Origin of the sequence: Corallococcus sp. AB045, assembly GCF_003668895.1 — a bacterium.
Lineage (GTDB): Bacteria > Myxococcota > Myxococcia > Myxococcales > Myxococcaceae > Corallococcus > Corallococcus coralloides.
Genome location: NZ_RAWN01000273.1, coordinates 1 through 9,998 on the forward strand (window position 1 = coordinate 1; position 9,998 = coordinate 9,998).

The 9,998-nt window shown below is 69.1% G+C and carries 9 protein-coding genes; 3 read left to right on the forward strand and 6 right to left on the reverse strand.

All coding sequences use genetic code 11. The annotated features are described in order from the left end of the window. The 4 genes from D7Y21_RS37570 to D7Y21_RS37585 all read right to left on the reverse strand — a co-directional run. Positions 1–1,647, reverse strand: a 1,647-nt coding sequence (locus D7Y21_RS37570; RefSeq protein WP_147469485.1) for a M20/M25/M40 family metallo-hydrolase, incomplete at its 3' end; no start/stop codon positions are given. 152 nt (positions 1,648–1,799) lie between these two features. Next, positions 1,800–2,393, reverse strand: a complete 594-nt coding sequence (locus D7Y21_RS37575) for a hypothetical protein (RefSeq protein ID WP_147469486.1) — start codon at positions 2,391–2,393, stop codon at positions 1,800–1,802. Positions 2,394–2,486: 93 nt separating this feature from the next. Continuing rightward, complete coding sequence (gene katG, locus D7Y21_RS37580; protein WP_121718264.1) at positions 2,487–4,679, reverse strand: catalase/peroxidase HPI; 2,193 nt, start codon at positions 4,677–4,679, stop codon at positions 2,487–2,489. A gap of 85 nt (positions 4,680–4,764) precedes the next feature. Beyond that, positions 4,765–5,667, reverse strand: a complete 903-nt coding sequence (locus D7Y21_RS37585; RefSeq protein WP_120565824.1) for a tyrosine recombinase XerC — start codon at positions 5,665–5,667, stop codon at positions 4,765–4,767. Between the two features lie 77 nt (positions 5,668–5,744). Here D7Y21_RS37585 and D7Y21_RS37590 point away from each other — a divergent pair, with 77 nt between their 5' ends. Further along, positions 5,745–6,536: an endonuclease/exonuclease/phosphatase family protein gene (locus D7Y21_RS37590; protein WP_121718265.1), complete on the forward strand. Its 792-nt coding sequence runs from the start codon at positions 5,745–5,747 to the stop codon at positions 6,534–6,536. Positions 6,537–6,592: 56 nt separating this feature from the next. Here D7Y21_RS37590 and D7Y21_RS37595 read toward each other — a convergent pair whose 3' ends face one another. Next, positions 6,593–6,922 carry a hypothetical protein gene (locus tag D7Y21_RS37595; RefSeq protein ID WP_120565826.1) on the reverse strand — a complete coding sequence of 110 codons (330 nt, stop codon included), beginning with the start codon at positions 6,920–6,922 and terminating at the stop codon, positions 6,593–6,595. Positions 6,923–7,072: 150 nt separating this feature from the next. Further along, entirely contained in the window at positions 7,073–8,083 is a 1,011-nt protein-coding gene (locus tag D7Y21_RS37600) for a methyltransferase (protein WP_120565827.1), read from the reverse strand. Positions 8,084–8,181: 98 nt separating this feature from the next. Here D7Y21_RS37600 and D7Y21_RS37605 point away from each other — a divergent pair, with 98 nt between their 5' ends. Together D7Y21_RS37605 and D7Y21_RS37610 are read left to right on the forward strand one after the other, a co-directional pair. Further along, positions 8,182–9,198 carry an acetylserotonin O-methyltransferase gene (locus D7Y21_RS37605; RefSeq protein ID WP_233612446.1) on the forward strand — a complete coding sequence of 339 codons (1,017 nt, stop codon included), beginning with the start codon at positions 8,182–8,184 and terminating at the stop codon, positions 9,196–9,198. A 22-nt stretch (positions 9,199–9,220) separates the two neighbouring features. Next, the gene (locus D7Y21_RS37610) at positions 9,221–9,814 is read left to right on the forward strand and encodes a hypothetical protein (protein ID WP_121718267.1); all 594 of its coding nucleotides are present in this window, start codon (positions 9,221–9,223) and stop codon (positions 9,812–9,814) included. The last annotated feature ends 184 nt before the right edge of the window (positions 9,815–9,998 follow it).

The window sequence follows — 9,998 nt, forward strand, 5'->3', positions numbered from 1 at the left end:
CCACAGCCAGCCGGGAGCGAGCAGACAGATGCCGAGCATCAGCAGGTCGGAAGGCACCGCGGCCCGCTCCAGCGGCAGCACCGTGTAGAACGTGGCCAGCACACCGGGCAGCAACAGCAGGAGCGGCAGCGCCGCCAGCCCCCACAGCGGCACGTACCAATGAGGGAGCGGCTCCGTCCCCCGGCCTCCCAGCCACAAGAGCAGCAGGACCATGCCCGCGAAGGGCCAGAGGAACAGCGCGCTCGCGCCCGGCAATACGATGCTCACCGCGATGCAGATCACCGCCCACGGCACGCAGCCCCCCGCCGCCAGCTCCATCACCGGCGCGCGCCGGCGGAGGTAGAGCCCGACGCCCATCGCCGCCATCACCCACAGCACCACCGCGAGGATGAAGCGCGCGTTGTCCTGCGTCTCCGAGCGGCTGAGGGCGCGGAAGCCGGGCTGGAGGGCCTTCAGCAGCGGCCACGCGAGCCGCGCGAGGCTGCTGGCCAGGAAGCCCACGAGCAACAGCACCACCGACTCCCGCAGCACGGCCCACAGGCGCAATTGCTTGCGCTGGCGCGCCCGGAAGATGGCGAACATGAACAGGCCGCCCCAGAGGACCACCAGCGGGACGGCCCAGGACCGGGGGTAGTGGACGCGCAGCGGGCCTGCGTTGAAGTAGATGAGCTCCTCGCCCTCCGGCACGGACGCCTCGCGGGAGATGCGCCGGGTGAGCGCGAGCAGCGTGTCGCCCTGCTGCTGGAGGAGCCCGTCGGAGACGGCGTCCACGGTCTCCTTGCGCGAGTGGTAGGCCTGGGTGCCCTCCACGTTGGCGAAGTTCAGCCCCTGCCAACCGCCCTGCCGCAGGGCCGTGAAGTCCGTGGCGTTCTTCATCCGCTGATACACGGCCGTGAAGAGCGAACCGGCCCCGACGTCGGGGGCCTCCTCGGCGAGCCTGCGCACGAGCCAGCCACCGCCCGGGGAGACCTCGAACATCAGGAGCGGCCCCGCGTTGCCGCGCGCGTCCACGTTGAGGACCACGCCCGACTCGCGGGCCCAGGGGTGGGAGGCCGCGAAGGCCGTGCTGCCCAGCAGGTGCTGCTCCTCCGCGTCCGTGAACAGGAACAGCACGTCGCCCGTAAGCGCCGGCCCCTGCTGGAGCGCCCGGGCCACCTCCAGGATGGACGCGACGGCGGCGCCGTTGTCGGACGCGCCCGGCCCCGTAGGCACGGAGTCGTAGTGGGCCACCAGCATCACGGTCGTGCCCTTCGCGCCGTCCTTCGCGCGCAGCCGGCCCACGACGTTCTCCACGTTCGCGGCGGGCCGGGGGATGCCCTGGGCGGGCGCGAAGACGGGCTCGCGTTGGAGCTGGACCTCCGCGCCCACGTCACGCAGGCGCGCTTGCAGGTAGTCGCGCACCTCCGCGTGCCTGGGCGTGCCAAGGGCGTGGGGCTCCGCGCCGATGAAGCGCAGGTGTTCCCGGGCGCGCTCGGCGGAGAAACGCTCCCCGGGCGCGGAGGCGGGCACGGGCTCCGGCAGGGAGCTTCCGCGCAGCACCAGCAGGATCACGCCCAGGCCGAGCACCGCGGTCACCCACCGTGCAACCGACGACGCGCGAGGGGAGGCACTCCGTTCCAGGCCCGCGGTCGGGGCGGTGTCGCTCATGTTTCAGTCCTTCAGGCGCGCCCATCCGTCCGGGGGCCGCGGGGGGGTTCGCGGAGTCCCCGTCGAAGGGGGTGTCCATCGCGCGGGCACTCTACGTCACCCGGAATCCGGCGGACACGCCGACATCACGCACCTGCCGTGCGCCCCGGTGTTCAGCGCCTCCGCAGCCACGAGAACAGCGTGTCACCGCGCCGCTCCAGGTCCCTGCCTTGAAGTGGATTTTGCTCCACCCATTCGAGGTATCCCTCCAGGTCGCCCCGGGCCCCCTCCAGGGAGCGGCAACCGGCGACCACGTCCAGCAGGGCCTGCTCCGCTTGCTCGACGTGGCTCTGGGAAAAACCCGATGGCTCTCGCGCGGTCATGTCTTCGACCCCGAGCGCCACGACGGGTTCAAGCGATTCCACGCGAGGCTTCGCACCGGGCGCGACGAAATGAACCCGCTCGGTGGGCCCCTGAACCTCGAATTTCACCAGCCCGGTCGGGAGCGGCCTCTGCCGGTAGACGAAGTATTCGAGTCCGCCCCCCTTCGGGGGCCACTGCGTCGGCAGCACGGGAGCGAACTCCGCGCCCACCATGCCCGGTCCCAGTTCCTCCCGTGCTTGCTCCACGAAAGAACGGGCGGTCTTGGGGGCATGACAGGACTCATCCTTCGGTTTCATCGCGTGCGCTTCCTTCGGCGTCCTTTCCGGACAGCCGAGGAGCGGCAGCACCACCAGGAACCGTGCAACGCAGGATGCGATCCTCATACGTTCTTCACGCCCGCGAAGGTCAAGGCGTGCATCAGGGCCCGGAATCGCGAGGTTCCGGGCCCCTCGTCTCTTCAATGCATCACCCGCCGCTCAGATCGTCTTCTTCCCCGGCAGATCGAAGCGGTCCAGGTTCATCACCTTGGTCCACGCGGCGATGAAGTCCTGCACGAAGTGCGCTTCGCCGTCATGGGCCGCGTAGACCTCCGCCAGCGCGCGCAGCTGCGAGCTCGAGCCGAAGACGAGGTCAGCGATGGTCGCCGTCCAGCGCAGCGCGCCCGTGGCGCGGTCGCGGCCTTCGAACAGGTTCGGCGCCTTCTCCGAGCGCTTCCACGCGGTGCGCATGTCGAGCAGGTTCACGAAGAAGTCCGGGGTCAGCTTGCCCGGGCGCTTCGTGAACACGCCGTGTGGCGTATGGCCGTGGTTGGCGTCCAGCGCGCGCAGGCCGCCCACGAGCGCCGTCATCTCCGGCGCGGTGAGCGTGAGCAGGCTCGCACGGTCGATGAGCGCGGCGGCGGTCGTCGCTTCGGCCCCCGCGCGAACGTAGTTGCGGAAGCCGTCCGCCGCCGGCTCGAGCACCAGGAACGAGTCGACGTCCGTCTGCTCCTGCGAGGCGTCCATGCGGCCCGGCGTGAAGGGCACGGTGACCTTGTGGCCGGCGTCGCGCGCGGCGGACTCGACGGCCGCGGTGCCGCCCAGCACGATGAGGTCCGCCAGCGACACGCGCTTGCCGCCGCGCTGCGCACCGTTGAACTTCTGCTGGATGGCTTCGAGCTTACCCAGCACCTTCACGAGCTCGGCGGGCTCGTTGGCCTCCCAATCCTTCTGCGGCGCCAGGCGGATGCGCGCACCGTTCGCGCCGCCGCGCATGTCGCTCCCCCGGAACGTCGTCGCCGAAGCCCAGGCCGTCTTGACCAGCTGCTGAATCGAAAGGCCGGAGCCGAGCAGCTCGCGCTTGAGCGCGTCGATGTCCGCGGCGTCGATGAGCGCATGGTCGACGGCCGGAATCGGGTCCTGCCAGAGCAGGTCCTCCTTCGGCACCAGTGGGCCCAGGTAGCGCGACCTGGGGCCCATGTCGCGATGGGTCAGCTTGAACCAGGCGCGTGCGAAGGCGTCGGCGAACTTCGCCGGGTTGGCCATGTAGTCGCGGGAGATGCGCTCGTAGACGGGGTCGAAGCGCAGCGCCAGGTCGGCCGTGGTCATCATCGGCGCGTGGCGCTTGCCGGGCACGTGCGCGTCCGGCACGGTGCCATCGCCGCTGGTGCCCACGGGCCTCCACTGCTGCGCGCCGGCCGGGCTCTTGGTCAGCTCCCACTCGTAGCCGAACAGCGTCTCGAAGTAGGTCATGTCCCACTTCGTCGGCGTGGGCGTCCACGCGCCCTCCAGGCCGCTGGTGGTGGCGTGCTCGCCAATGCCGCTCTCGTAGGTGCTCTTCCAGCCCAGCCCGAGCTCCTCGACGTTCGCGCCCTCCGGCTCCGCGCCAACATGGTGCACCGGGCCCGCGCCGTGGCACTTGCCGAAGGTGTGGCCACCGGCGACGAGCGCGACGGTCTCCTCGTCGTTCATCGCCATGCGCGCGAACGTGTCGCGAATGTCTCGCGCGGAGCCGACGGGATCCGGCCGGCCGTTCGGGCCCTCCGGATTGACGTAGATGAGGCCCATCTGCACGGCCGCCAGCGGGTGCGAGAGCTCACGCTCGCCGCTGTAGCGCTCGTCGCCCAGCCAGGTGGACTCCGGTCCCCAATCAATGGAATGCGGCTCCCAGATGTCCTCCCGGCCGCCGCCAAAGCCAAACGTCTTGAGGCCCATGGAGTCCAGCGCCACGTTGCCCGTGAGGATCATCAAGTCGGCCCACGACAGCTTGCGGCCGTACTTCTGCTTGATGGGCCACAGCAGGCGTCGCGCCTTGTCGAGGTTGCCGTTGTCCGGCCAGCTGTTGAGGGGCGCGAAGCGCTGCTCACCCGAGCGCGCGCCGCCGCGGCCGTCGAAGATGCGGTAGGTGCCCGCCGCGTGCCACGCCATGCGGATGAAGAACGGGCCGTAGTGACCGTAGTCCGCCGGCCACCAGTCCTGCGAGTCGGTCATCAACGCGTGCAGGTCCTTCACCACCGCGTCGAGGTCGAGCGTCTGGAACTCCGCCGCGTAGTTGAAGTCCTCGACCATCGGATCCGACAGCGAGGAATGCTGGTGCAGCATCGCGAGGTTGAGCTGGTCCGGCCACCACTGCGCGTTCGTGCGTGCGCGGCGGGGGCCGTGCGCGACGGGGCACTTCATTTCGTCGGTCATGCCGGAACCGTAGGCCGGCGTCGCGCTCGCCGGACTCCCGTTGTTCGGATGGGTTCAGCGGCCGTTTGCTACCGAACCCAACTGCTCACGCCCGCGGGTGGGCGGCGTCATAGACCTCCTGCAACTGTTCGAAGGTCACGTGGGTGTACTTCTGGGTGGTGGACAGGCTCGCGTGGCCCAGCAGCTCCTGGATGCTGCGGATGTCCGCGCCGCCGCCCAACAGGTGCGTGGCGAACGAGTGGCGCATCGCGTGCGGGCTCACCTTGCGCGCCAGGGCCAGCTTCAGCACGTACGCGTCCAGGTGCCGCGCGATGCTCCGGGCCGTCAGCCGGCCGCCCTTGAAGTTGAGGAAGAGCGCGTCCGGGTCCTGGCCCTCGCGAATCTCGGCCAGCAGCTCTCCGCGCCTCGCGAGGTAGGCCTCCAGCGCGCGGATGGCCTTCACGTTGAGCGGCACGAGCCGCTCCTTGCTACCCTTGCCCATCACCCGGACGATGCGGCTGCTCCGGTCCACGCCCAGCAGGTCCAGGCCACACAGCTCGCTGATGCGCAGGCCGCCGCCGTAGAGCATCTCCAGGATGGCCTTGTCGCGAAGCCCCAGCACCGTGTCCACGTCCGGCATGTCGAGGATGGCGAACACCTCCTCCACCGGCAGCACCTTGGGCAGCGACTTCGGCAGCTTGGGGCTCTTCACCAGCTTGGCCGGACTGGCGGACAGCAGCTTCTGGCGCACCAGGTACTTGTAGAACGACTTGATGCTCGCCAGCCGCCGCGCGCGGCTCGTGGGCGCGTGGTCCACCGCGAGCGTGCCCAGGTAGCCACGGATGGCCGCGTGCGTGCCCGCGAGCAGCGACAGCTTCATCCGCTCCACGAGGTAGCGCTCATAGTCCCGCAGGTCGATGAGGTAGTTGCGCACCGTGTGCGGCGACGCGCCCTTCTCACCTTCGAGGTGGACCTTGAACTGCTCCAGCAGCGGGGACAGGGTGGACATGGTCGGCGAAGCCTAGGGGGCTCCCCGAGCCTCGCAAGATTCACGTCCGAGCGCGAGCGTCCGCCGCTCGTGGCAGCATGGACGGCATGACGGTGGACCTGCGAATCGCCTCGTACAACATCCTGGCGGATGCCTACGTCAAGCCCGAGTGGTTCCCGCACACGCCCGCGGACCTGCTCCGGCCGCGAAGCCGACACGCACCGCGGGTCCGCCGCATCGCGGCCCTGGACGCGGACATCGTCTGCCTCCAGGAGGTGGAGCCCGACAGCTTCGCCGCACTCCAGGGGGGCCTGGAGCCGCACGGATACACGGGCGTGATGGCCCAGAAACAGCAAGGCCGCCCCGATGGCTGCGCGGTGTTCCACCGCCTGGAGCGGAGTCCAGGCCACCGGGTCCACTACTTCCGGGACCGGCTGGAGGACGGACGCATCTCCGGACATCTGGCGCTGGTCATGGACTTCGACGTCGGCGGAGAGCGGCTGCGCGTGGCGTGCACGCACCTGCGCTGGGACCGGCTCGACCGGCCGGTGGAGCAACACCAGGGCGTGCAGCAGGCCACCGAGCTGATCAACGAGCGGGTCCGCAAGGATCCGGAGGCCCTATGGATCGTGTGCGGCGACTTCAATGCCCGGCCCGGAGAGCCGCTGGTCCAGGCGTTCGAAGCGGCCGGACTGCGGGATGCCTACGCGGGGCGGCATCAGCCGACCTGCAACGCGAACGGCATCCCCAAGACCATCGACTTCCTCTTCCACTCCGCCGCGCTGCGAGCCTCGCCGGACCCTTTGCCAGAACTGGACGAGCGGACGCCCCTGCCCTCGGAGCAAGAGCCCTCCGACCACCTGCCCATCTGCGTGCGGCTGCTGCGCTGACGTGCCGCGACAGATGGGCGCCCCGGAAGAGGCGCCCATCCGTCGTGACGCCTTCCTCAGTAGGCGGAGAAGCTCGCGAACTCGCCCGGCTGGAACGACCGCAGCGTGCCGAGCCAGATCTGCTGGCCGGTGCAGTCCGCCGTCCGGTAGGCGATCACGTTCTCGAAGTTGCTCCACCCCACCAGGGTGCCGGCGGTGGCCGGGAACGCATGGCACTGGCCGTCAGGGGCCGGGAAGTTCGCCACGGGCGTCACGAAGTTGCCGCTGTAGAACGTCAGGCCCGACTCCCAGTCGATCGCAGACTCGGCGAACGCGGCAGTGGATGAGATGGCAATGCCCGCGACGGTGACGACGGCAAGAGCGGCACGAAGAGCGGTTCTGCGCATGGCGATATCCTCCCAAGACCGGATTGTCTTTGAATCGGAGGATATCGAGAATGACTCGCAATATCGAAAAACACACTCACACCCACAGTAGGCCCGCTGAAGCGCATCAACAGGCATGCTTGATGCGCTCCTTCATTGCAGCCTGGCGCCCTACACCGCCACGGCCTCCGTGATGCTGAGCGCGGCCGGCGTGGGGATGACGCGCGAGAGCCGCAGGCCCGCCTGGGCGAAGAGCTTGCGGAAGTCCTCCTCGGTGCGCTCCCGGCCCGGGAGTGAGGCCAGCATCATCACGTCGAGCACCTTGCCCCCGTGCGGAGCGCTCCCGGGGGGAATGACCGTGTCCACGACCAGCACCCGGCCGCCCTCGGCCATCGCGCGGCGGCAGTGACGCAGGATGTCCACGCACACCTCATCACTCCAGTCGTGGAGGATGCGCTTGAGGACATACGCGTCCGCGCCGGAAGGCACCGTCTGGAAGAAGTCCCCCGCCACCAGCTCGCAGCGCCCGGAGAGCCCCTCCGAGGCGATGCGCGCCTCGTCCAGGACGTGCCGGTGGTCGAAGAGCACGCCCCGGACCGACGGCGTGGAGCGAAGCACTTCAATGAGGAAGCCGCCGTGGCCGCCACCCACGTCCACCACCTGCTGGCAGGCGCTGAAGTCATAGCTGCGGGCGATGGGGCCGTTCTCCAGGTCCGACAGGCTGGACATGCCCCGGTGGAAGGTGGCGCCCGCCGCGGCGTTGCTGGCGAGGTGGTCGAAGAAGGGCTTGCCGAAGATGCGCTCGAAGGCGTTCGTCCCCGTCCGCACCGTCTGCGTGAGCGCGCCGGCCGGTGCCCAGAAGATGTCCTGCGTGAGCATCAACACCGCGCTGCGCAGGGAGCCGGGGGCCTGGGTGCGCAGCAGCTCAGAGGCGGGGGTGAGCGCGAAGTTGCCGTCGCCGTCCTCGGAGAACACGCCAGCGCTCGCCAGCAGCCGCAGCACCCGGTACAGCGACGCCGCATCCGCGCCCACGTCCTCCGCGAGCCGGGCCGCGCTCTTGGGGCCCTGCTCCAGGTGGTCCGCGACGCCCAGCTCCGCCGCCGTGGCCAGCGCGCCGGAGACGATGAAACCAAAACCCAGGTCGACGATGAGCTGCGCCGGATGGACGGTCGGAGAGGTCATCTCCCGGTCGTACTCCCGGTCAAATCCAGACGTCAATCCACCGGAGGAAAGGCGGCCCCGGCCGATGGGAACGGGATTAGGCTCGCGGCATGAAAACCATGCCCAGTGAGAATCCGTCTCCCACGCAGCAGCTCTTCGCGGCAATCAATGGCTATTGGATCACCCAGGTCATTGGCACCGTGGCCCGTCTGGGGATCGCGGACCTGCTCGCGGGAGGCGCCCGCGACAGTGATTCGCTGGCGGCCGAGCTGGGCGTCCACCCGGGCGCCTTCTTCCGGCTGATGCGCGGCGGCATCACCGCCGGCCTCTTCGAGTCCCCCTCCGAGCGGACCTTTGCCCTGACACCGATGGGCGGAGGGCTGCGCTCGGACGTCCCTGGCTCACTGAGGGCCGTGGCCATCATGCAGAGCGACAAGTCCCACTGGTTGCCCTGGGGACACCTTTCCGAGGCGGTTCGCACCGGAAGGGCTCCCGTGCAGGCTGCCCTCGGCACTGACATCTGGGAGCACTTCGTCCGGAATCCCGACGAGGCGGAGCACTTCGCCCAGGCCATGGGCAATCTGTCCGGCCTGGTGGCCAGCGAACTGACGCACCACATCGACTTCGCCCCCTTCGCCCGCGTGGCGGACATTGGAGGCAGCCACGGCGATCTGCTCGCGCAGGTGCTGCGCGCCCATCCCTCCTGCCACGGCATCCTCTTCGACCTGCCCCAGGTCACCGAAGGCGCGAAGACGGCGCTGGAATCCCGGGGCCTCGCCAGCCGGGTGGACGTGGTGGCCGGGAGCTTCTTCGAGCCAGGCATTCCCGCGGCCGATGCCTATCTGCTCAAACACATCCTCCATGACTGGGAGGATGACGCCTCCCTCACCCTCCTGCGCCGGATCCATGAGGCGGCCCCCTCCGGGGCACGGCTCTTCGTGGTGGAGATGGTGATTCCGGACAACCGGACTCCAGACCCCTCCCACCTGATGGACCTCAACATGCTGGTGCTCGCCGACGGGCGCGAGCGCACCCGGGACGAATTCCAGGCGCTGTTCACCGCCACCGCCTGGAAGGTGGAGCGCATCATCCCCACCCGGAGCGGGGCCAGCATCATCGAGACGGTGAAGGCCTGAGCGTTTGAACTAGAGTCGTGGGATGACCTCACGACTCCTGCTCCTGCTCAGTGTCTGTCTTCCCTTCACGGCTTTGGCCAAAGAGCCCAAGCCGCGGACCTATGACATCGTCATCGTCGGTGGCGGGAAGACCGAAGCCGAAGCCCAGGCCGCGCTCGACAAGCTGAAGCCCCAGGTGCTCTGGGTCCGGCTGTCGACCACCGGGTTCCCGGGCGTGTCGAAGTCGGATGAATATCCCGGCCTCAACAAGGGGCTGTACATCGCCGTCCTCGGCTTGTGCCCCAAGGGCGGCGACACGGACATCAAGAAGCTCATGAAGGCGGTGAAGGCATACGCGCCGGGTGCGTATTCCAAGAGCATCAAGGGCCAGTACGGCGACCCCTGCCCTCCCGATTCGGCCTTCCTGCCGCCTGACGCCGAGGAGAAGCCACTCCTGGACCGCATCGCGAAGGAGCCGGATTCGGCGGACGCCTTCTACGCGTACGCCGCGCACCTCAAGGAGGAGGGGCGGCTGGGGGAATCCCAGGCGGTGGTCGACGAGGCATTGCGGCTGAATCCGAAGCACACCGAAGCACAGTCCCTGACGCAGGTGCTGATGGTGCTGATGACGGATTGACGCCGGACTGCCCATTGAACGCTCGGGCCACGAAAGCAGGGAGCGAATCCCTTTCACCCGGCACAACGCTATACACTCCCGGGCATGGCCCTCGAGTCCCCTGCCCTGCGTGCAGTCATCCTCGGTTGTGCCCTGCTGTCGTCCTCCTGCTCCGACACATCCGGGCCCCCGCCGACCCCTCCTC